The following is a 20,551-nucleotide window of genomic DNA, read 5'->3' on the forward strand; positions in this document are numbered from 1 at the left end:
CGGTCTCCTCCAATCGGTGCGACCGTTCGGCCGGCACGATTGTATTGTCGTGTCGCGACGTAGGGGCAGCGATGTTGCTGACCCTACTTCCAATCTCACTTAAGAGACAGGCAGAACCGATGAATGGCTTCGCAGGCCTTACGCAGCGAATCGTTGTCCAGCGCGTATGCGATGCGGATGTATGGGCCGAGCCCGAAGGCCGACCCGTGCACCACGGCGACATTGGCTTCTTCAAGCAGGGCGAGGGCAACATCCTCGTCCGTGCGGAGCAGCGTGTCGGCGGGCGTGGTTTTGCCTAGCAGACCTTCGCAAGATGCAAACGCGTAGAACGCACCGCCCGGTACAGCACAGCTCAGTCCCGGCGTATTGTTCAGCAGGTCCACCATCATGTCTCGCCGCGCCTGAAATACGGCCTTCGAGTCGCAGATGAAATCCTGAGGGCCTTGCAAAGCGGCGAGCGCAGCGTGCTGCGAGATTGAGGACGCACCAGAGGTTTGCTGGCCTTGCAGCTTCTCCATCGCCTCGAGCAACCATGCCGGCCCGGTACCGAAGCCGATGCGCCAGCCCGTCATGGCATACGCCTTGGATACGCCATTCATCGTCAGCGTCCGGTCTTGGAGGCGCGGCTCCACTTGGGCTATCGTATGGAACTTTTCACCGTCGAAGGTCAGGTGCTCGTAGATGTCGTCAGACAGCACCAGTACGTGGGGATGAGCCAGCAGCACTTCTGCCAGCCCGGCCAGTTCTGCTTGCGAGTAGACGGCGCCGGTCGGATTCGACGGGGAGTTGAGAATCAGCCAGCGCGTCTGAGGCGTGATAGCCTTGGTCAACGCGTCAGGCGTCAGTTTGAAGCCCACGTCGGCACCGCACTGTACCACCACCGGAGTGGCTCCACACAGCTGAACCATCTCGGGATAGCTCACCCAGTACGGAGCGGGAACGATGACCTCGTCACCGGTGTTCAACGTGGCGGCGAGGGCGTTGTAGATGACCTGCTTGCCGCCCGAACAGACGATGGTGTCTTGCCAACTGACATCGAGTCCGTTCTCGCGATTGAACTTCTCGGCGATTGCTTCCCGCAAGGCGCGCAGTCCGGCGACCTGAGTGTAGCGAGTATAGCCGCTACGAATGGCGCCGATAGCCGCCTCACAAATGTGACCCGGCGTGTCGAAATCGGGCTCTCCGGCACTCAGGGAGATGATTTTCGCACCGGCCGCACGCTTGGCGGCGACGCGGTCCATCATGCGGTATGTGGCCGACGGCTGGGCGTTGGCAAGATTCACGTTTAAGCGCTGTTGCTCGGCTCCCATCACGCCTTCCTCTGCAAGGTGTGGTAGCCAAGAGCTTCACGGGCTTCACCCAGCGTCTTGCCGTTGGCAATGTGCTCGCGAATCTGCGATTCGACGACCTCAATCTTGCGTGCAAGTTCAGCGACTTCCTTTGCACGCTCACGCGGGATAACGACAACGCCATTGGCGTCTGCCACGACGATGTCGCGAGCACAAACGCGGGCGGTTCCCACAGACACGGGCGTGTTCACGGATTCAACCTGCACGCGGTCCTTGCCGGTACGCATGAATCGACCACGCGTAAAGAGCGGATAGCCGTCGCCGAGCGCCTTGGTCACGTCGCGGCAAACGCCGTCAATCACGGTTCCGGCGATGCCGCGGGCGCCTGCGTACTGCGTCATGATGTCGCCCCACACCGTGCAATCGGTGCGGCCGTCGTTGTCGATGACGACGATGTCGCCGGGTTGCACGTCGTCGATGAAGTCACCGACAGTACCTGGAGGCGTGCTAGCCGACACGTACTTGACAGTGAAGGCGGGGCCGACCACAGGCTTGCGGTAGTTGTCCAGAGGGGAAATATCCAGGCATTGACCGGGAAGTCCGAGGCGGTCCATCGCGTCAGATACGCCAGGGGTGTCGAGGCCCTCGAAAAGGGCTACCAGTTCCTTGTCAGTCATTTTGCTTCCTTGCTGTTGATGGCTTCGAATTCCTTGTCGTGCATGACTTCCTCGACAGAGCGTCCAGAACGCACGGCCTGCACCATGCCGTCCTGACGACGCGCAATGCGCTCGCCCAAGTCGAGCACTTCTTCGATTCGGCTCGCGGGGACGAAGACGGTGCCGCAACGGTCCGCGATGACATAGTCGTCCTCGCTGACCACCACACCCGCGAACTTGACGGGCTTGCCGGAGTCGACCTGCACCACGCGGTTGCGCGCGCTAATCATCGTGACGCCGCGGCCGAATACGGGGTATCCGATGGATTCGCTACCTTCAATGTCGCGACTAACACCGTCAATGACGGAGCCCCGCACCTTCTTCGYTGCCGCCGCGTTGGCCAGGATGTCACCCCAGCAAGAGATGCCATCGATGCCGCCGGCGATTACCAGAATGCGGTCATCAGTCTGAATCTGGGCGACTACCGGCGTGATGAGATGCACGGTAGGTTTGGCATCAGTTTTGGGGCCAAGTTGTATCGTGCTCGCGCGACCCACAATCTTGGGGCAGTCCCAAAGCGGGCGAATGCCAAAGGTCGCACCGGGGAGATTGAGGAAGTCGAGGGCATCCGAAACCGTATTGGTGTCGAGCGATGCCAGGCGGTCCAGCAGTGAAGGAGTACTCATGATGAGAGAGTGTGTGGGGTTGCCATGTTCATACTGTCGGCGCTAGAGTTACAAATGTAAATTCCGAATCCAGTAACCTTTCGATACGCCAAACCTATCAATCGTCATGATTAACTTCAGGCTTGTTCGGCATCTCTATCTGTTCCTCGCGGTGGCTGAAGAAGGGAATTTCGGGCGTGCCGCGAAGCGGCTTGGAATGTCCCAGCCGCCGCTGACGGAGCAGATTCAGGTGTTGGAACAGGCGCTTAAAGTGAAGCTCTTCGAGCGCGGCAGGAAGGGCGCGACTCTGACTCCAGTTGGGGTGGCAATTCTCCCGGCAGTTCGCAAGTTCGTGGAGCAGCTGAACCGACTCGAACTCGCAGTGCAGGAGGCAATTACCGGCAGCACGGGTGTGCTAACGATTGGCGCAATCTCGTCGGCGCTGGTCGATACGTTGCCCGGCTTGATTGATGAATTGGGGAAGAGATTTCCTCAGTTGACCGTCTCGGTTAGGGAGATTGACAGCGTCGACGCGGTACCTGCGTTGGAGAGGGGCGACATCGACTTGGCCTTCGCGCGACTCGAAGGCGACATGGGGGCAACAATTGGCGCCATTCCACTGAAACAAGACCGGCTAGCCGTTGCTCTACCGAAGACCCACAGGCTCGCGGACATGCCCAGGGTTCGTCTCGCTAGCCTCGCTGAGGAGCCATTCGTCATCTTTTCTCGCGCGGTCAGTCCGACGTACTTCGACAGTATCATCGCAACTTGCCGCGCTGCCGGCTTTTCGCCCCGGATACTCCACGAAGTACGAACTGTTGCTACTCAGGTGGCGTTTGTTGGCTGTGGGCAAGGTATTGCGCTCGTGCCATCGTCTATGAAGAAGGCCGCACCCGAGAGCGTGGTTGTTCGTCCGTTAAAGGAGGCCGTCAATGTCGTCACCACCGCGATGGCCTGGTCGAAGAGCAGGCAGAGCCCTGCAGTTGAAGCCGCCATCGACATCCTTTCGAGTGGAAAAGTGGCCTCGTCGAAGTCACTTCAGCCACGCCAGGCGGGATAGGGCCAACTAGATTAACCATAGGTTTGGCGTATCAAATCCATCCGGTATTTGGAATTTACAGAAGTGAGGCGTTGCCGGAGAGTTCGCATATCACCGCGACCTTTCCAGGAGATGCCTGTGGCAACATCCAACCTAGTAATTAATCCCGTTCCAGACCTCGCGCCTGCCGAAGTTATCGAGGCTTTCCGAAACGTGGTCACTCCGCACATCAGCGACAACCTGCAGCGGTTGTCCGGCGTAACAGGGCTGAAGCGATACAACCGCAGCCGCAAGCTTGTCGGTACGGCCATCACGGTCAAGGCTCRACCGGGTGACAATCTGTTGATTTACAAGGCGTTGATGGAGTTGCAACCCGGCCACGTTTTGGTCGTCGATGGCGGCGGCGACTGTACGAACGCGCTCGTGGGCGAGCTCATCATGCAATACGCGGCGGAACGGGGTTGCGCCGGCTTTGTTCTGGATGGAGCCATCCGCGACACGGCTGCGTTCTATGAGGCAGATTTCCCGTGTTACGCGAGGGGCGTCAGCCATCGAGGACCCTACAAGATGGGGCCGGGTTCCATGAACGCGCCGGTGTCGATTGGGGGCCAGATTGTCTCTCCAGGTGACGTCGTTGTTGGAGATGAGGATGGCGTAGTCACATTCCCTGTGTCTCAGGCAGGCGCTTTGCTGGATGCAGTCACCCTAACCGCGAAGAACGAGCAGAAAATCATGGCAGAAATCGCAAGCGGTGTGAGGGAGCAGGAGTGGCTTCGCAAGGTGCTTGAGCCTCACGGCCTGTACTAATTTAGCGTTGAAGAAAGGGAGGTGATTCAGTTCGCCTCCCGAGCGGGAACCTCTCGCAGTAACTTGAGGCCATCAGCTCAATCTGGTTAGGGGCTCGCGCTATATGGTCGTCAATGCGCAAGTCTGTCACCAACATGTAGCTTGGCTCGTGGCCGAAGGTGATGGGAAACTTGGCGCTCATCACTCTGCACGAATACGGGAATCGAAGGCAGAGCCAGGCGTTCGGCGGCCACCGGCAGCGCGATAAACTGCCGGCGAGACATACGGAATTCAGTCATTTGTTAATTCGCGCCAGCCGGAGGTGGCGGGATGACGCAATGGGTCAAGCACGCAGCGGCGCGCTGGTGTTGAGCGGCCGTCGTGAAGCAGAGTGGCTTTACCGACCGTTAGCAGTTCAATCGGTCGTCTTACTTAGATGCTCGACGAGAAGTGCAGCTGAGCCTGACAAAGCGCGGGAGGCGCTCGTGGCAATGAGCAGCCTTCGCTCTGCCCAGCTGTCCACGAGCCGTATAGCTTTCAAGCCCAGGGGTTCGAGCTTTCGAAAGCATGCTCCGAGGGGGAGTACGCCAATCCCCAGATTCGAAGCTATCATTTCGGACATGGCGTCAAAGCTTCGAACTTGAACGCGCAGCCGCAAAGGGAAGCCGATGTCATGCGCCGCGGTCGAGATGGTGTTGAGCAGTGAGCTTCCGCGATTCAGACCCACGAAGTCATAAGAAAGACAGCTTCGAAAGTCGATTTCGTCCACTTTGCCTAGGGGATGGGTCTTGGAGCAAAGGACAACCAATCGGTCAGTCCGATAGGGGAGTACGTTTAGCCCGTGGGTCGGCGCACCTTCGACAAATATCCCCACGTCGGCCATCCCTTCCACCAACGCGCGCACGATGTCGCCACTAAGCTGCTCCTCGACCTCCACTCGTGTGTCAGGGTAAAGGTGCAGGAAGCGCTCCAGAGCAGAGGGAAGAAACTCGACCAGGGCGGACATGTTCGCCCAAAGCCTAACATGGCCGCGTGAGCCGTTCGAGTATTCGCTCAGCTCATTGCTGAAGAGCTCGAACCCCTGGAACAGTCGCATCGCGTGTTGCAGCGCCACGTGTCCAGCAGGAGTCAGCCGAGTCCCGTGAACTGTCCTCTCCAACAGTATTGCCTTCGAGGCCGCTTCAAAGTCCGAGATGCGCCGGCTTGCGGCCGACAGCGCTAGATTGCATCGCTCCGCCCCCTTCGTAATGCTGCCTGTCTGCGCTACCGCGCAAAACAGACGCAATGTGACGAAATCCACACGAGCGGGGTTGATGAGGTCTTGTGACATGGACAAATCTTAGCAGGTCACTGCGACCCATGTCTTCGCAAAATGCGAAGGACGCATGCGAAATTAGGAATTCCTCCCGCACTTTCAGCCCGCATACAGTCAGGTCATTCGCAAAAATGCAAGAAGGAGACAATCTGTGATTCATCACTTGGACCATCTTGTCCTGACCACCAGCAACGAGGAGGCCTGCGTCGACTTTTACGTCGGGCTCCTCGGGATGACGCTTGAGACATTTGGCGAAGGCCGAAAGGCATTCAAGTTCGGCGAGCAGAAAATCAATCTCCATGAGAAGGGCAGGGAGTTCGAACCGAAGGCCCACCTGCCGGTCCCTGGCGCGCTGGACTTGTGCTTCATTGCGTCGATTCCACTGGATGACGTCATCGCGAAACTGAATGCGCGGGGCGCCCGCATTATCGAAGGGCCGGTCGCCCGTACCGGCGCGAACTACCGCCTGCGTTCGATTTACCTGCGCGACCCCGACCTGAACCTGATTGAAATCTCCGAGAGGGCCGACGCATGACCCAGGAAAAATCCGGCCGCACCATCATTGGCTTCGTGGGTCTTGGCCAGATGGGCAAGCCGATGGCGCTGAACTTGATTCACGCCGATACGGACCTGCGTGTCACGTCAAAAGTACAGGACCCATATCCCGAACTGCAGGCAGCAGGCGCTACGACGGCCGACACCTTGGCCGGCCTGGCCGACGCCAGGATTGTGTTCCTGAGTTTGCCGGGCACTGCAGCAGTACTCGACGTGCTGTTCGGCGACGGCGGCCTGGCATCACTGCTGCGCCCCGGTTCTATCGTCGTCGATACCAGCACCATGGAGCACGGTGCCACGATGGACATCCATACTCGTCTTTCGGCTGCCGGAATCGCCTTCCTGGATGCGCCGGTGTCGGGTATGCAATCGCGCGCGGAAGCCGGCACGCTGACTGTCATGTGCGGAGGCGCCGAAGAGACGTTCGAAACAGTGAGGCCATGGTTCGAACGGATGGGCAACAACATCCTCTATATGGGTGACGCCGGCAGCGGACAGCTGACGAAGCTCGTGAATCAGCTGCTTTTCGACATCAACTGCGCAGCTCTTGCAGAGATTCTTCCCATGGCGCGACGCATGGGACTTGACCCGGAAAAGATTGCGTCGGTCATCAACAGCGGCACGGGGCGCAGCTACGCGTCGGAGTTCTTCCTGCCGCGCATCCTCGCACGCCACTTCAGTGACGGCTATCCGCTCAAGGCGGCTTACAAGGACCTGGTTAGTGCCGCCGAGCTTGGCGCGCGCCACTGCATCCCCATGCCGGTGCTCGCTGCAGCCACCGCTACCTATCAGATGAGTCTGTTGGCCGGCCACGGCACCAGCGACAAGGGCGCGATGACGCGCTTCTTTGAAGACATGCTTGCCGTGCAGTTCAGCGCCGCAGCACCCCAGACGGAGAAAGAAAATGGCTGAACCGCTTGGCCTTGACAATGGCCTGACAAACTACGGCGACCGGGATTTCGCGCGTTATCTGCGCCGCTCGATGGCGCATTCGATGGGCATCTCGGGGGAACTGCTGTCGAAGCCGGTTATCGGTATCGCGGCATCGCCGAGTGATTTCAACAACTGTCACCGCTACATGCCGCAACTCGTGGAAGCGGTATCGCGCGGGGTGTTGGCTGCAGGCGGCTTGCCGCGCATGTTCCCCACGGTGTCGCTGGGTGAGGTGTTCCTTAACCCGACCAGCATGGTGTACCGCAATCTGATGTCGATGGACGTCGAGGAAATGGTGCGGGCCCAGCCGATGGACGCCGTCGTGCTGATTGGCGGCTGCGACAAGACTGTCCCGGCTCAGYTGATGGGCGCCGCTTCTGCCAATCGCCCGGCCATTCAACTGGTGACTGGCCCGATGTCCACGGGTCGCCACAAGGGTGAGCGGCTGGGCGCATGCACGGATTGCCGTCGATTCTGGGGCAAGTTCCGCGCCGGAGAGATTGACCAGCAAGAAATCCAGATGGTCGAAACGCGTCTGGCCACCACAGCCGGAACCTGTGCCGTCATGGGTACCGCCAGTACGATGGCGTGCATTGCGGAAGCACTCGGCATGTCGCTGCCAGGTACCGCGGCGATTCCTGCAGTTGACTCGCAACGTTTGGTCGCCGCTGAAGAGAGCGGAAGGGCTGCAGTGCGACTGGCGCGTTCGCCAATCCTGCCTTCGCAAATCATGACCGAGCAGTCGGTCGAGAACGCCTTCCGCGTCCTGATGGCGCTGGGCGGCTCCACCAACGCCATCATCCACCTCACGGCCGTTGCCGGCCGCCTCGGCATCCGCATTAGCCCGCAGCGGCTGAACGAGATTTCGGACGAGACGCCGGTGCTGGTCGACCTCAAGCCGGTGGGAGAGGGCTACATGGAGGACTTTCATGCCGCAGGCGGTATGGGTGCGGTGCTGCGCGAGCTGCGCCCGTTACTGAACCTGGACTGCCTGACCATTGATGGCCGGACGCTGCGCGAGCGTCTGGACGAACCGGCTGGCTGGGTGGACCGCAAAGTCATCCGTGCGTTCGACAAGCCGGTTAGCGAAGTTGGTGGACTGATTGCCCTGCACGGCAGCCTGGCACCGGACGGTGCCATCTTCAAACGCGCTGCCGCCACGCCTTCGCTGTTCGAGACCGAAGGCCGCGCGGTGGTCTTCGAAAGCCTGGAAGACCTGGCCAACCGTGTCGATTCGCCAGACCTGGACGTCAATTCGGACGACATTCTGGTGCTGAAGAACGCCGGCCCTCTAGCTGCTGGCATGCCTGAGGCTGGATATCTGCCTATTCCTTCGAAGCTTGCAAAGGCCGGTGTGAAGGACATGGTGCGTATTTCGGACGCTCGCATGAGCGGCACTGCCTACGGCACCATCGTGCTGCACGTCTCTCCAGAAGCCGCTGCGGGCGGACCGCTGGAAGCAGTGCGTAACGGCGACCGGATTCGCCTCTCGGTGTCGCAGAAGACCATCGATTTGCTGGTCGAGCCTGAGGAAATCGAACGCCGTCTTACGGAGCGCAAGCCGCTGCCCCAGAAGCGCGGTGGCTATCAGGAACTCTATCAGCGCACAGTGACGCAAGCCCCTGAAGGCTGCGACCTCGACTTCCTCGCCCAGCCTCGCAGCTGACACCGTTCGTTACCTCCTTACTTGATTGACCATGAACTTTTATCCTCAGTTGCTCGCTCGCGCCGAGCAGGGAAAACCCGTGCGCGTTGGCCTCATTGGCGCAGGGAAATTCGGCTCGATGTACCTGGCGCAAGTGCCCCGCACGCCGGGCGTTCACATGGTTGGTATTGCTGACCTAAATCCGGCAAACGCGCATGCCAGCCTTGAACGTGTGGGTTGGGAATCCGGCCGCGCAACCGCAGCCTCGCTCGACGACGCCGTTAGCAAGGRCACGACGCACGTCGGCGATAACTGGGAAGCGCTTGTGGCACATCCCGGCGTTGACATCATTATCGAATGCACGGGCAACCCGATTGCCGCTGTCGACCACTGTCTGGCGGCCTTCAAGCATGGCAAGCATGTCATCAATGTAACGGTCGAAGCCGATGCGTTCTGCGGCCCGCTGCTCGCGCATCGTGCCCGCGAGGCAGGCGTGGTGTATTCACTGGCCTACGGCGACCAGCCGGGCTTGGCTTGCGAACTGGTCGACTGGGCGCGTACCTGTGGCTTCCCCATCATCGCGGCTGGTCGCGGTCACAAGTGGCTGCCGCAGTTCCGAGAATCCACACCTGATACGGTCTGGGACCACTGGGGCGTGACGGCCGAACAGGCGCGAATCGGCGGGATGAACCCGAAGATGTTTAATGCCTTCCTTGACGGCTCCAAGCCGGCCATCGAAAGCACCGCCATCGCGAATGCCACTGGCCTCCAGGTGCAAGCCGAAGGTATCACCTTCGCACCAGCGTCTGTCGAAAAGATTCCGACCGTCATGCGCCTCAAGTCCGATGGTGGCGTGCTGTCGGCCAAGGGCGTGGTGGACGTGGTGTCGTCGCTGAATCCCGACGGAAGCTCTGTCGGCTATGACATCCGCAAGGGTGTGTGGGTCTGCGTCGAAGCACCGACGGACTACATCCAGCGCTGTTTCAAGGAATACCAGGTCTTCACCGACCCCGATGGCCGCTGCATGGTGCAGTACAAGAAATGGCACCTCATCGGCCTGGAGCTTGGCATCTCCGTGGCGAGCGTCGGGCTGCGTCGCGAGCCGACCGGCGTTGGCCAGCATTTCAATGCGGACGTGGTTGCCACTGCGAAGCGCGACCTGAAGGCTGGTGAGATGCTGGACGGCGAGGGCGGCTACACGGTGTTCGGCAAGTTGTTCCCTGCTCAGGAGTCGCTGCGCCTTGGCAGCCTGCCGCTTGGCCTGGCCCATCACATGAAGCTGCGTCGCGACGTCAAGAAAGACCAGTCCCTGACGTGGGAAGACGTAGTCATCGACGCTGAGCAGCCGGCCTACCGCGTCCGCAAGGAAATGGAAGCACTGTTCCAGAAGTAAAGGAAACCAACAAAAGAACCGGGACGGCACCCCCGTCCCGGCAATAACCAAAAGGGAGACAGAAGATGAACTGGAGCGTGAAAGCCTCCGTGACGGCGCTCTTGCTCACCACGGTATTGCCGGCATTCGCCGCCGACGCCTATCCGAGCAAGCCCATCACGATGATTGTCCCGAGCGCGCCCGCCGGGTCAACAGACATCGTTGCGCGACTTATTGGCGAGCAGCTTGCCAAGGATTTGGGACAACCCATCGTCATCGAGAACCGTCCCGGTGCAAGCGGCAACATCGGCACGGAAGCGGTAGCTCGAGCCAAGCCGGATGGCTATACGCTCCTCATGCAGTACTCGGGATATCACGTCGGAAACCCGGCGCTATTTCCCCAGGCACGCTGGAAGCCTAAAGATTTCGTATCCGTGGCGCTCGTGATGCGCGCCCCCCATGTGGTAGCGGTAAGCGGGAAGATTCCGGCTCAGAACCTCAAGGACCTGATTGCGTTCGGCAAAAAAGACAATCGAGGCCTGTTCTACGCATCGTCGGGCAACGGTTCTATCCAGCACATCGCCGGCGTCGTGTTCGGCAAGCAAGCGCAAGTGCCGGTCACGCACGTTCCCTATAAGGGTGCAGGTCCCGTTGTTAGCGACCTCATTGGCGGCCAGGTCGATATTTTCGTGACGACACCTCCGTCGGTGATTGGCCAGGTGAAAGCAGGAAAAATCAAGGCTCTGGCCTACACCGGACCGAAGCGCCATCCGTCGATGCCAGACGTTCCGACTTCTGCCGAAGCGGGATTGCCAAGCTACCAAGTCGAATCCTGGTTTGCCGTCTTTGCCCCGACGGGAACGCCGCCCGACATCGTGAACAGGCTGTCCGCGTCGATTAAGAAGATTGTCGACAGCCCGGACTATCGGCGGAAGATTGAAGAGCAGGGTGGGTTCGCTGCCTACATGGACCCTCCTACGCTCGACAAGTTTGTGTCTCAGGAACTCGCTACCTGGGCGAAGGTAATCAAGGACGGAAACATCACGGCTGAATAAGAAAAATTCTGAGGAGGCAGCAATGAAGGCGGCGCACCTGGTAGCAGCGGCAGCGGGAGCACTCGCAGTCTTCACTTCGGCGGCATCAGCGGCTGAGGTCGTGAAGACCGAGGCAGGAGCGGTCTCCGGCATCGGAGAAGGCGTGAAGAACTATCGCGGCATTCCATATGCGGCGGCGCCGGAAGGTAAATTGCGGTGGCAACCCCCTCAACCAGCCCAACCGTGGGAGGGGGTGTTGGATGGAAGTCGTTTCGGTCCCGATTGCCCGCAGCCTGCGGAGTATCCCGAACTGCGTGGCAATGGAATGAGTGAGGATTGCCTCCGTCTGAATATATGGACTCCGGCAAAGGTTGCTAGTGATAAGCTCCCTGTCATGGTCTGGATTCATGGTGGTGGCTTTCGATACGGCTCGGGTTCGCATCCGACCTACGATGGCGAAGCACTTGCCCGTAGGGGTGTCGTGGTTGTCACCATCAACTACCGTCTTGGCTTGTTGGGATTCCTGGCGCATCCTGGCCTTGCCGCAGAGTCGCCGACGCACACTTCCGGAAACTACGGTCTGATGGACCAAATGGCTGCGCTTCGTTGGGTCCAGCGAAACATTGCAGCGTTTGGAGGGGACCCGGCGAAGGTGACCGTCTTTGGTCAATCTGCTGGTGCACATTCCATCAGCACACTGCTGCTGTCCCCGAAGTCGAAAGGACTCTTCCAGCAGGCCATCATGCAAAGCGTTGGCGTGATGCGGCCGCAGGCTACGCAGGCAGAGGCACAGGAATTCGGTGCGAGATATGGTGACCTCAAATCGCTGCGCAAACTCTCTGGCAAAGACCTAGTCGAGCTGCAGAAGAAGGGGCCGAAGTCCGATGGCAGGATGACAGCGCCTGCGATGATTAGCCTCGTACAGGACGGGGATATCGTTGCCCGGCCTGACTATCAGGCAATCGGCTCTGGAGCGTTGCCCAACATCCCGATTTTGGTTGGTAGTAACGCGGACGAGGGCGGCAAAGCAGCGAAGAGCTTCTTGCAGCCGACCGTCGAACGCTACTTTTCGTTTTTGGACCAGAATTTCCGTGGATTTGAGTCGCGAGCCAGGGCTGAGTATGGCGTGGAGTCTGAAGGTCAAATTTACAAAGCCACCGCCGATATGTACAGCGATACGCAGTTCAACTTCGGCACGCGCGAACTCCTTCGCGCGTATGCGAAAGCAGGACTTCCCGCTTACCGATACTTGTTCTCACGGCACAGGAACGACAGCAAGGCAGCGCCGGTGCATGGTGATGAGCTTCAGTACGCTTTCGACAATCTCTCCGCGTCGCATCGCGGAAAGAAGCCTCCATTCACCAACACCGACTCGAAGGTCGCAGTTGCAATGGCGGATGCATGGGTGAGCTTTGCAAAGACCGGGGTACCCGGAAGTCCCGAGCACGTGGCATGGCCACCCTTTAAGCTCCCACATGAGGCGTATTTGGACTTCGCGGACTCGGTACATGCCGAAAGCGGATTCAAGAGTGGGAGGTTGGACCTTGTGCGCGACTATTACGCTAGCGGCCGAGGTCAATAGTCACCTGATAGCCTGCGTCGGGTTCAAAGAAACTTTTTTGCAGACTGGAGTGCGCCAGCACTAGACCAGCGCGGACGGCGGAGACAGGACTCTACGCGTCCGGATTTCTTTTTCGGAAAGGCGTGTTGACGAACGGTCAATTTTCGCCACACGCCTTTCCTTTCACCATCCTACGACGACATTACCCCCAAGAAAGAAGAGGGGTGGCTGCACACGCGTGCAGCATGCCGCGTCAATCGGAACAAGACTTCGCTCTTCAGTAAGGTTGGTCGGGCTAGGTTTCCGATTCGGTTATGCTTGCTTCTATCGATTCGTATCTCCCCATTGGCTACAAGACTGTGCGGATAGACCCCATCACCCTGACCATCTTTCTCACGGTTGTTGAGGAGCAAAGTCTGGCGCGCGCCGCAGAGCGGCATTTCATGGCCGCTTCGGCTGTCAGCAAGCGGATTAGCGACCTCGAAGACGCGCTGTCAGCGCGGCTCCTCGACCGGCACAGCGGCGGCGTTCGCCCGACAGCGGCAGGCCTTGAGCTCGTCGAGTATGCGAAGGGCATCGTCGACTTGCTTCAGCGCCTGCGTGCCGACATGAGCCAATACAGCGAGGGTACGAAAGGGGATGTTCGGGTTTACGCGAATAGTACGTCGATAGTCGGCTTCTTGGACCAGGACCTTCCCGCTTTCCTCAATCGCTATCCCCAGGTTGAGGTACGTCTGGAGGAGTGGAGCAGTCCGTACATCGTGCGGTCGCTGAAGGACGGCTTGGCCGATGTCGGCCTCTTCTGGGCTGAGACACCTCATGCCGGACTCGAGACAGCAGCGTATCGCTCGGCTCGCCTTGTGGCTGTCGTTCCGAAGGGGCATGCCCTTGCCGACAAGCCAAGCGTGCAGTTCGCGGAGACCCTGGACTTCGCTCATGTTGCCTTCCATGAGGGCAGCATGATTCACAGACTATCCCTTCAGGCGGCTGAAGCACTCCAGCGAACAATTCGAACTCGACTCCAAGTGACAAGCTTTGACGCCATGAGAACCATGGTGTCGGCGGGGGTCGGCATCGGCATCATGACCGACGTCACGGTTGCTGCAAAGCACAATAGGGGCGAGCTTTGTATAGTTCCCCTGCTGGATGACTGGGCCGGGCTGGAAATGAGAATCGGTTATCGCGATTACGCAGCACTTCCGCGAGCGGCGCAGCAATTCGTTGAGCATCTGTCAGCCGAGAAGTCCACGCCGGGCTAGCCATCAAAATCTGGAACGGCCGCCATCGAAATCCAATTATTTACGGTTCTCCGAGTTTTTTCGACACTAGCCACTCAAGCAACAAGATGGCTGGTGCCCCATGACTCTTCCGTTGGATGGAATCACAGTAGTATCGCTCGAGCAGGCAATCGCGGCTCCCATGGCAACGCGTCACTTGGCGGATTGGGGTGCTCGTGTTATCAAAGTCGAGCGTCCCGAAGTAGGCGACTTCGCTCGCGGCTATGACAAGGTCATGCAGGGCATGTCCAGCCAGTTTGTCTGGACGAATCGCACAAAGGAAAGCGTCGCGCTCGACTTCAAGACCGAGGAAGGTCGTCGTGCGCTTGATGCGCTTCTTGAGAATGCGGACGTATTCCTGCAGAACCTCGCCCCCGGGGCTGCCAAGAAACTCGGCCTGGATGCCAAAAGCCTGGTCGCCCGCCATCCGTCCCTGATTGCTTGTGATATCTCCGGATATGGTTCGACTGGCCCGTACCGCTCGAAGAAGGCGTACGACCTGTTGGTTCAGTGCGAGACCGGTTTCCTCTCCATCAATGGCACCCCGGACGCGCAGGCAAAGTGCGGTCTGTCAATTGTTGATATCGCCACAGGCATGTACGCGCTGAATGGCATCCTGATGGCTCTGTACCGTCGTGAGCGTACAGGCCAGGGTACGGCGTTTGAGGTCTCACTGTTCGACAGCATGACCGAGTGGATGAGCTATCCCGCCTACTACACGCGCGACAGCGGAACGCCCCTTACTCGTGCTGGTGCGCGGCATGCCACTATCGCTCCATATGGTCCCTTCAAGGCCGGAGACGGCAAGGCAGTGTTCTTTGGCATCCAAAACGAACGTGAATGGCAAGCGTTCTGCACTCGGGTGCTGGAGGACGCTTCTATCGCAGTTGACCCGCGCTTCAGTACGAACCCGCATCGACTGGCGAATCATGCCGAGTTGGAGGCGGTGATTACGGAACGGTTTGCGAAGTGGTCGAGCGATGAGGTCGCCGTGAAGCTCGAGATGGCATCCATTGCGAATGCCCGCCTGAATGATGTCGCGGAGTTCCTGCAGCATCCGCAATTGCACGAACGTGACCGAATCCGAACTGTCGATAGCCCGGTTGGACGGCTTCAGGTGTTCAAGCCGCCTCTCATCATTGACGGAATCGAGCCGGTCCTCGGTGCTGTGCCAGCGGTCGGCGAGCACACAAACCAGGTCCTTGCCGAACTCGGATTGGATGGGGCGGCTCTGGCTTTGGCGTCTGCCGCAGGGAGTGTCAAATGAGGATTACACGAACTTATCTTGCCGTGCCAGCCCACCAGGAAAAGCTGGTGACGTCTGCCGCGCGCTCCGACGCTGACGCCGTATTTCTGGACTTGGAAGACGCCGTGCCTGAGACGATGAAGGCCGCGGCCCTCGGAGCTGCGGTACGTGCTATCAACGAACTTGATTGGGGCGACAAGGTCGTCGTAGTCCGGGTGAACGGCACTGGGCCCCGCCAGCGGAATGAAATCGACACGCTGGTGAGGTTCGCAACTAGGCTGAATGGCGTGCTGCTGCCCAAGGTGGAGTCGGCCCAGGAAGTCGTCGCCATTCAGCACCAGGTGGACGGTACGAGTGTCGCCATTGAGGCGATGATTGAGACGGCCAAGGGCTTGGTGTTTTGCGAGCAAATCGCTGCCGCCGGAGGAAGCCTCGAGGCGCTGCATTTCGGGGTAGGCGATTTTGGCGCCTCGATTGGGGCCAAAGGGGTGGAAATCGGTCTGTCGCATCCGCAGTACCTGATGACCTCCCGCGCGGAATCCGGCTACGCGGACACTGCCCTCGACATGTGGGCCTACCCGATGATGCGCATCCTGGTTGCCGCAAGCGCCTTCGGGTTGCGAGCCATTGACGGGCCCTGTGGTGCCTTCCGCGACGCAACGCTTAGTGAATCCAGTGCGTTGAAGGCAGCAGCCATGGGATATGACGGCAAGCAGGTCATCCATCCTTTGCAGTTGGCTTTCACCAATCGCGCTTTCACCCCCTCGGAGGAGGAGTACGTTGCCGCGCAGCGGATTGTTGCCGCTCTTGCGGAGGCGGAACTGGAAGGGCGCGGTGCCGTTCAGCTCGATGGCAAGCTGGTGGACTACGCGAACATCCGGATGGCAAAGAAGGTGGTAGAAGTCCGCGACCGCGCTATCGCATAGGCGGGGCCCATTTACTGAAATGCCGGCCACGTTAGAGGGCCGGCAATACCCCAGGAGACAAAAATGAATCGACCGGTTCGCATGGCGCTTGCCTGCGTTCTCTTCGGCGCATCGCTCGCGAACGCCGCCACGGACAACTACCCTTCGAAGCCAGTAACCATTGTGGTACCGCAGGCGCCCGGCGGTACGAACGATATCGTCGGCCGAATTATCGGCGCCGCACTTTCCCAGTCCACAGGTCAGCAGTTCATCGTTGACAACAAACCTGGCGCCGGCGGAAACATCGGAAGCCAGTACGCTGCCCGGAGCAATCCGGACGGCTACACGGTTCTGCTGACCATCAGTAGTACCCAGGCAATCAACCCTGCGCTGTACAAGAAGATTCCGTTCGACCCAGTGAAGGACTTTGAGCCCGTCGCGCTCGTGGCCAGCGTGCCGAACGTTCTGGTGGCCAACCCGGCGTTTCCCGCAAACAACATGAAGGAACTCATCGCGTTGGCGAAGAAGAAACCGAACGAGTACCGGTTCGGCTCCGCCGGCAATGGCTCCCTCAATCATCTCTTGGGCGAAATGCTGAACAACATGGCCGGCATTTCCCTCGAGCATGTGCCGTATAAGGGCGTGGGCCCGGCGCTCAATGACCTGTTGGGCAATCAGATTCCGCTAGCCTATGCTAGCCTTCCTTCGGTCATCTCCCATATCAAGGCGGGCAAGTTGAAGGCTCTTGGCGTCAGCTCAGCCAAGCGTTCCAGCGCTGCACCAGATATCCCCGCTATTGCCGAGACTGTCCCGAACTATAACGGAGACCTTTGGGTCGCTCTCTATGCGGTACACGGCACGCCCAAAGACGTCGTTGCAAAGTTGACGAATGCGGTGGACAAGGTTCTTGACGACAAATCGGTCCAGGAAAAGCTGAAGGCTCAGGGCGCCGACTTGCCGAGGGCCACACCGCAGCAACTCTCCGCGATGCTGAAGACGGACATGGACAAGTGGGCCAAGATTGTCAATGCATCTGGCGCCACGGTCGACTGAGCGGAAGTCACCGAAGCTAAGGAAGGTATGGCCGCATAACCCTTTCCATTTGGGAAAGGAAGGTCAACAAAACCGCGGTTCTCCTATCTCGGCCTTCCCCTCATCATGTAAATGAAGCGACCCGGGCGGCGATGCCGCCCGCAGTTCATTCAGGTTGGCGAGTCGCAACACGCTCGCGCGAAATCCACCTCAGACCGTACCCCGGCACTATTCCGATGAAGATTGTATTCCTGGACCGTTCGACCATCTCCCCTCAGACGACGCTCAAGACACTCCCGTTTTCTCACGAGCTTGTTCTCCACAATGAGACGGCCGACGAGGATGTGGCGGGCCGTATCGCTGACGCTGATGTGGTGATTACCAACAAGGTGAAGCTCAGCGGTCAGCAACTGGAGCAGGCGACCAAGCTCAAGCTCATCGCCGTAGCAGCGACCGGCACCGATATCGTCGACCTCAAGGCGTGCGCGGCGCGAGGTATTGTCGTCTCCAACATCCGGAACTATGCCGTCAATACGGTGCCGGAACACACATTTGCCCTGATTTTTTTGCTGCGTCGCAGCCTGACGGCGTACCACGATGCCGTGCGGAATGGACGCTGGCAGGAAGCCGGGACCTTCTGCTTCTTCGACTACCCCATCAAAGACCTGCATGGTTCGGTACTGGGCATCATCGGCGATGGCGTTCTCGGACAATCGGTTGCTGCACTTGCACGAGCGCTGGGCATGCAACCGCTTATCTCCACGTACAAAGGCCGCAGTGATATGGGGCCACTGTACACACCGTTTGAAGAAGTCCTCCGCCGAAGCGACATCATCACTTTGCACTGCCCTCTGACTCCTCAGACCCGCAATCTCATCGATGCCGCGGAATTTGACATGATGGAGAAGCGTCCGCTGCTCATCAATACGGCACGCGGTGGCTTGGTGAACGAGTCCGCGCTTGTAGACGCCGTGAAGAGCGGGAAGGTTGCTGGTGCGGGTTTCGATGTCGCCACCCAGGAGCCCCCGAGCGAAGACCACCCCTTCCAACAGTTGAAGGACGAGCCCAACTTTATCCTCACCCCACACGTCGCGTGGGCCAGCGACGAGGCGGTGCAAGGATTGACCGACCAGCTCTTCGACAATATTGCCGCGTTCGTTCAGGGAAGCCCTTGCAACGTAGTGGTTTGACCCACAAGCTGCCACAGGAGGCAAAGCCCATGAGACGCTACCGCAAAGCAAAGATTGTCGCGACGCTGGGGCCGGCGACGTCATCCCTCGAGGCTATCCGTGCGCTGTTCGTCGCCGGAGCAGATGTCTTTCGATTCAACTTCAGTCATGGGTCTCATGAGACTCATCAGCAGAACTACGGTTTTGTACGTCAGGTTGAGAAGGAAACTGGGCGGCCAATCGCGGTACTGGCCGACTTGCAGGGGCCCAAGCTGCGAATCGGGATGATGCGCGAACCAAGCACCCTGGTCGAAGGTGCGGAATTTGTCCTCGACCGCTCGCTGGAGCCTGGTGATGCCACGCGCGTGTGTTTGCCTCACCAGGAGCTGTTCGACTGCGCAGAGCCCGGAAAGACGCTGTTGATTGACGACGGAAAGCTGCAGCTCCGCGTGGAGACCGTTGAATCGGAGAAATTGGTGACCACGGTCATCACCGGCGGCGTCCTCTCTTCGCGCAAGGGTGTGAATGTCCCCGATGCCGTCATCCCCATCCCGGCTTTGACGGATAAGGATATTGCCGACGTGGAATTTGCACTGGCACTCGGTGCCGACTGGGTTGCGCTCAGCTTCGTGCAGACTGCGGAGGATGTTACGGCGGCAAAGGAACGAATCGCGGGCAGGGCAACAGTCGTTGCGAAGCTGGAGAAGCCGGCGGCAATCGAGCATCTCGAAAAAATTGCACTGCATGCCGACGCAGTGATGGTAGCTCGTGGCGACCTTGGCGTTGAGCTGCCGCCCGAACGTGTACCCGCTGTACAGAAGCGAATCTCACGAGTATGCCGGCAGTTGGGGCGCCCCGTGATTGTCGCGACGCAGATGCTGGAATCCATGATTTCGGCGCCTGTGCCCACGCGAGCGGAAGCTTCTGATGTCGCAAGCGCGATTTACGACGGCGTGGATGCCGTGATGCTCTCGGCAGAGTCTGCGTCTGGTCGGTACCCCCGGGAAGCAGTCCAGATGATGGACCGAATTATCCGAGAGGTCGAAGCCGACCCGCTTTATCGCAACCTGATTGATGCTCAGCAGGTCGCTGCGCTGTCCAATCGACAGGATGCCGTATGCGGTGCTCTTCGTGACATTACTCGGACGGTCGGCGCAAAGACCACGATTGCCTACACATCTTCCGGTGCCACGACGTTGCGAGCTGCCCGTGTGCGGCCGCAAACTCCGATTGTCGGTGTAACACCGTCCCTCGAGGTCGCACGTCGGATGTGCCTCACCTGGGGCGTCCATGCTTCGGTGGTACCTGACGTAAAGGATGTCGATGAGATGGTTGCTGTGGCCAGCAACGCAGCATTGACTGAAGGCTTCGCCGTTGATGGTGAAGAAATAGTCATTGTTGCGGGCATGCCGTTCGGCAAGCACGGTTCGACAAACTTGGTGCATGTCGCCCGCATCGCAATGGCCCAGAATTCGGCGCTTAATGCAGGGACGGCCTCCCCAGAATCGGCTGCTCGTGAGGGAGTTCCCGCATGAACAAGGCAGCATTTCGCGTCCTGGTTGCCCCCGATTCGTTCAAGGGTAGCCTGGGTGCCTCGGATGTAGCCGAACGGATTCGTACGGGGATTCTGAGGGCCGTTCCGGAGGCTGAAGTCGTGCTGGCGCCGATAGCCGACGGCGGCGAGGGAACGGCGGAGGTTCTGGCGGCAACCCTGCCTGGCATGTGGGAGGAGGTATGTGTTAGCGATGCCAATGATGCGGAGAAGCCTGTACGCTATTTTCTTGGTCACAGCAATGAGTATGGGAGCATCGCCATCCTTGACGTGGCAGCAGTGGTCGGCCTTCCTGATGCCATAGCCAAGCCAGCCAGGCGGACAACGCGGGGTGTCGGGCAAGCCTTGCGATTGATTGCAGCGCGGGGGGTTATTGATCCTTGTATAAATGATGACATCACCACAACTCGGCCTGCTTCCAGCACGCGGCAATGATGTTGGCGCGTTGTTGTGCGCTGCGCAGCCGATTGCGGGCGGTCGTTTTGAGTTCGGTGAGCGAGTGTGGGCAGAAGTTGGCCAG

19 protein-coding genes and 1 pseudogene are annotated in these 20,551 nt (G+C 59.4%); 15 read left to right on the forward strand and 5 right to left on the reverse strand.

Translation table 11 applies throughout. The features are described 5' to 3' along the window. Window positions 1-95 precede the first annotated feature (95 nt). The 3 genes from AC1DN0_RS31315 to AC1DN0_RS31325 are packed head-to-tail and all read right to left on the reverse strand — an operon-like array spanning window position 96 to window position 2,631. A complete protein-coding gene (locus AC1DN0_RS31315) occupies window positions 96-1,310 on the reverse strand; it encodes a pyridoxal phosphate-dependent aminotransferase (protein ID WP_477102893.1) in 1,215 nt (404 codons plus the stop codon). Then, entirely contained in the window at window positions 1,310-1,966 is a 657-nt protein-coding gene (locus AC1DN0_RS31320; protein ID WP_441632319.1) for an RraA family protein, read from the reverse strand. The genes AC1DN0_RS31315 and AC1DN0_RS31320 overlap by 1 nt, the downstream gene beginning before the upstream one ends. Continuing rightward, entirely contained in the window at window positions 1,963-2,631 is a 669-nt protein-coding gene (locus AC1DN0_RS31325; protein ID WP_477146264.1) for an RraA family protein, read from the reverse strand. Before AC1DN0_RS31325 ends, AC1DN0_RS31320 begins: the two co-directional genes overlap by 4 nt. 106 nt (window positions 2,632-2,737) lie before the next feature. On the opposite strand from AC1DN0_RS31325, the gene AC1DN0_RS31330 reads away from it, so the two are divergent. Further along, complete coding sequence (locus AC1DN0_RS31330) at window positions 2,738-3,670, forward strand: LysR family transcriptional regulator (protein ID WP_441632323.1); 933 nt, start codon at window positions 2,738-2,740, stop codon at window positions 3,668-3,670. 111 nt (window positions 3,671-3,781) lie between these two features. Then, window positions 3,782-4,456, forward strand: a complete 675-nt coding sequence (locus tag AC1DN0_RS31335; RefSeq protein WP_477146265.1) for an RraA family protein — start codon at window positions 3,782-3,784, stop codon at window positions 4,454-4,456. A gap of 394 nt (window positions 4,457-4,850) precedes the next feature. Here the strand turns inward: AC1DN0_RS31335 and AC1DN0_RS31340 are convergent, their stop codons facing one another. Beyond that, window positions 4,851-5,765, reverse strand: coding sequence for a LysR family transcriptional regulator (locus AC1DN0_RS31340; RefSeq protein ID WP_441632327.1), 915 nt, complete (start codon window positions 5,763-5,765; stop codon window positions 4,851-4,853). Window positions 5,766-5,901: 136 nt separating this feature from the next. Between AC1DN0_RS31340 and AC1DN0_RS31345 the strand changes: the two genes are divergently transcribed. From AC1DN0_RS31345 to AC1DN0_RS31405, 13 genes are all read left to right on the forward strand, one after another. Then, complete coding sequence (locus AC1DN0_RS31345; protein WP_441632329.1) at window positions 5,902-6,285, forward strand: VOC family protein; 384 nt, start codon at window positions 5,902-5,904, stop codon at window positions 6,283-6,285. After that, window positions 6,282-7,217, forward strand: coding sequence for an NAD(P)-dependent oxidoreductase (locus tag AC1DN0_RS31350; protein WP_477102896.1), 936 nt, complete (start codon window positions 6,282-6,284; stop codon window positions 7,215-7,217). Before AC1DN0_RS31345 ends, AC1DN0_RS31350 begins: the two co-directional genes overlap by 4 nt. Beyond that, window positions 7,210-8,904 carry an IlvD/Edd family dehydratase gene (locus AC1DN0_RS31355; RefSeq protein WP_441632333.1) on the forward strand — a complete coding sequence of 565 codons (1,695 nt, stop codon included), beginning with the start codon at window positions 7,210-7,212 and terminating at the stop codon, window positions 8,902-8,904. The genes AC1DN0_RS31350 and AC1DN0_RS31355 overlap by 8 nt, the downstream gene beginning before the upstream one ends. Window positions 8,905-8,935: 31 nt before the next feature. Further along, on the forward strand, window positions 8,936-10,276 hold the full coding sequence (locus AC1DN0_RS31360; RefSeq protein WP_477146266.1) for an NAD(P)H-dependent oxidoreductase: 1,341 nt from the start codon (window positions 8,936-8,938) through the stop codon (window positions 10,274-10,276). 65 nt (window positions 10,277-10,341) lie between these two features. After that, window positions 10,342-11,310: a Bug family tripartite tricarboxylate transporter substrate binding protein gene (locus tag AC1DN0_RS31365; protein ID WP_441632336.1), complete on the forward strand. Its 969-nt coding sequence runs from the start codon at window positions 10,342-10,344 to the stop codon at window positions 11,308-11,310. 22 nt (window positions 11,311-11,332) lie between these two features. Continuing rightward, complete coding sequence (locus AC1DN0_RS31370) at window positions 11,333-12,871, forward strand: carboxylesterase/lipase family protein (protein ID WP_441632337.1); 1,539 nt, start codon at window positions 11,333-11,335, stop codon at window positions 12,869-12,871. A 293-nt stretch (window positions 12,872-13,164) separates the two neighbouring features. Beyond that, on the forward strand, window positions 13,165-14,109 hold the full coding sequence (locus tag AC1DN0_RS31375) for a LysR family transcriptional regulator (RefSeq protein WP_441632339.1): 945 nt from the start codon (window positions 13,165-13,167) through the stop codon (window positions 14,107-14,109). A gap of 100 nt (window positions 14,110-14,209) precedes the next feature. Beyond that, window positions 14,210-15,394 carry a CaiB/BaiF CoA transferase family protein gene (locus AC1DN0_RS31380; RefSeq protein ID WP_477102897.1) on the forward strand — a complete coding sequence of 395 codons (1,185 nt, stop codon included), beginning with the start codon at window positions 14,210-14,212 and terminating at the stop codon, window positions 15,392-15,394. Further along, on the forward strand, window positions 15,391-16,299 hold the full coding sequence (locus AC1DN0_RS31385) for an HpcH/HpaI aldolase/citrate lyase family protein (RefSeq protein WP_441632343.1): 909 nt from the start codon (window positions 15,391-15,393) through the stop codon (window positions 16,297-16,299). The genes AC1DN0_RS31380 and AC1DN0_RS31385 overlap by 4 nt, the downstream gene beginning before the upstream one ends. A 63-nt stretch (window positions 16,300-16,362) precedes the next feature. Continuing rightward, a complete protein-coding gene (locus AC1DN0_RS31390) occupies window positions 16,363-17,331 on the forward strand; it encodes a Bug family tripartite tricarboxylate transporter substrate binding protein (protein WP_441632345.1) in 969 nt (322 codons plus the stop codon). A 215-nt stretch (window positions 17,332-17,546) separates the two neighbouring features. Next, window positions 17,547-18,500, forward strand: a complete 954-nt coding sequence (locus AC1DN0_RS31395; protein ID WP_441632347.1) for a D-2-hydroxyacid dehydrogenase — start codon at window positions 17,547-17,549, stop codon at window positions 18,498-18,500. Window positions 18,501-18,529: 29 nt separating this feature from the next. Next, window positions 18,530-20,014, forward strand: a complete 1,485-nt coding sequence (gene pyk, locus AC1DN0_RS31400; protein ID WP_441632349.1) for a pyruvate kinase — start codon at window positions 18,530-18,532, stop codon at window positions 20,012-20,014. Further along, a complete protein-coding gene (locus AC1DN0_RS31405) occupies window positions 20,011-20,466 on the forward strand; it encodes a glycerate kinase (RefSeq protein WP_441632350.1) in 456 nt (151 codons plus the stop codon). The genes pyk and AC1DN0_RS31405 overlap by 4 nt, the downstream gene beginning before the upstream one ends. Here AC1DN0_RS31405 and AC1DN0_RS31410 read toward each other — a convergent pair. Then, window positions 20,429-20,551: pseudogene (locus AC1DN0_RS31410) on the reverse strand (IS630-like element ISCARN39 family transposase); the annotation flags it as partial. The gene AC1DN0_RS31405 and the pseudogene AC1DN0_RS31410 overlap by 38 nt on opposite strands.

It is taken from the genome of Cupriavidus sp. 05N39, from assembly GCF_056397325.1.

What these genes read in the sequence shown, in the direction of transcription:
- AC1DN0_RS31320 (WP_441632319.1), bottom strand. Translation starts at nt 1,966, where the DNA reads ATGACTGACAAGGAACTGGTAGCCCTTTTCGAGGGCCTCGACACCCCT.
- AC1DN0_RS31375 (WP_441632339.1), top strand. Translation starts at nt 13,165, where the DNA reads ATGCTTGCTTCTATCGATTCGTATCTCCCCATTGGCTACAAGACTGTG.
- AC1DN0_RS31395 (WP_441632347.1), top strand. Translation starts at nt 17,547, where the DNA reads ATGAAGATTGTATTCCTGGACCGTTCGACCATCTCCCCTCAGACGACG.
- AC1DN0_RS31340 (WP_441632327.1), bottom strand. Translation starts at nt 5,765, where the DNA reads ATGTCACAAGACCTCATCAACCCCGCTCGTGTGGATTTCGTCACATTG.
- AC1DN0_RS31380 (WP_477102897.1), top strand. Translation starts at nt 14,210, where the DNA reads ATGACTCTTCCGTTGGATGGAATCACAGTAGTATCGCTCGAGCAGGCA.
- AC1DN0_RS31390 (WP_441632345.1), top strand. Translation starts at nt 16,363, where the DNA reads ATGAATCGACCGGTTCGCATGGCGCTTGCCTGCGTTCTCTTCGGCGCA.
- AC1DN0_RS31370 (WP_441632337.1), top strand. Translation starts at nt 11,333, where the DNA reads ATGAAGGCGGCGCACCTGGTAGCAGCGGCAGCGGGAGCACTCGCAGTC.
- AC1DN0_RS31385 (WP_441632343.1), top strand. Translation starts at nt 15,391, where the DNA reads ATGAGGATTACACGAACTTATCTTGCCGTGCCAGCCCACCAGGAAAAG.
- AC1DN0_RS31365 (WP_441632336.1), top strand. Translation starts at nt 10,342, where the DNA reads ATGAACTGGAGCGTGAAAGCCTCCGTGACGGCGCTCTTGCTCACCACG.
- AC1DN0_RS31315 (WP_477102893.1), bottom strand. Translation starts at nt 1,310, where the DNA reads ATGGGAGCCGAGCAACAGCGCTTAAACGTGAATCTTGCCAACGCCCAG.
- AC1DN0_RS31330 (WP_441632323.1), top strand. Translation starts at nt 2,738, where the DNA reads ATGATTAACTTCAGGCTTGTTCGGCATCTCTATCTGTTCCTCGCGGTG.
- AC1DN0_RS31405 (WP_441632350.1), top strand. Translation starts at nt 20,011, where the DNA reads ATGAACAAGGCAGCATTTCGCGTCCTGGTTGCCCCCGATTCGTTCAAG.
- AC1DN0_RS31350 (WP_477102896.1), top strand. Translation starts at nt 6,282, where the DNA reads ATGACCCAGGAAAAATCCGGCCGCACCATCATTGGCTTCGTGGGTCTT.
- pyk (WP_441632349.1), top strand. Translation starts at nt 18,530, where the DNA reads ATGAGACGCTACCGCAAAGCAAAGATTGTCGCGACGCTGGGGCCGGCG.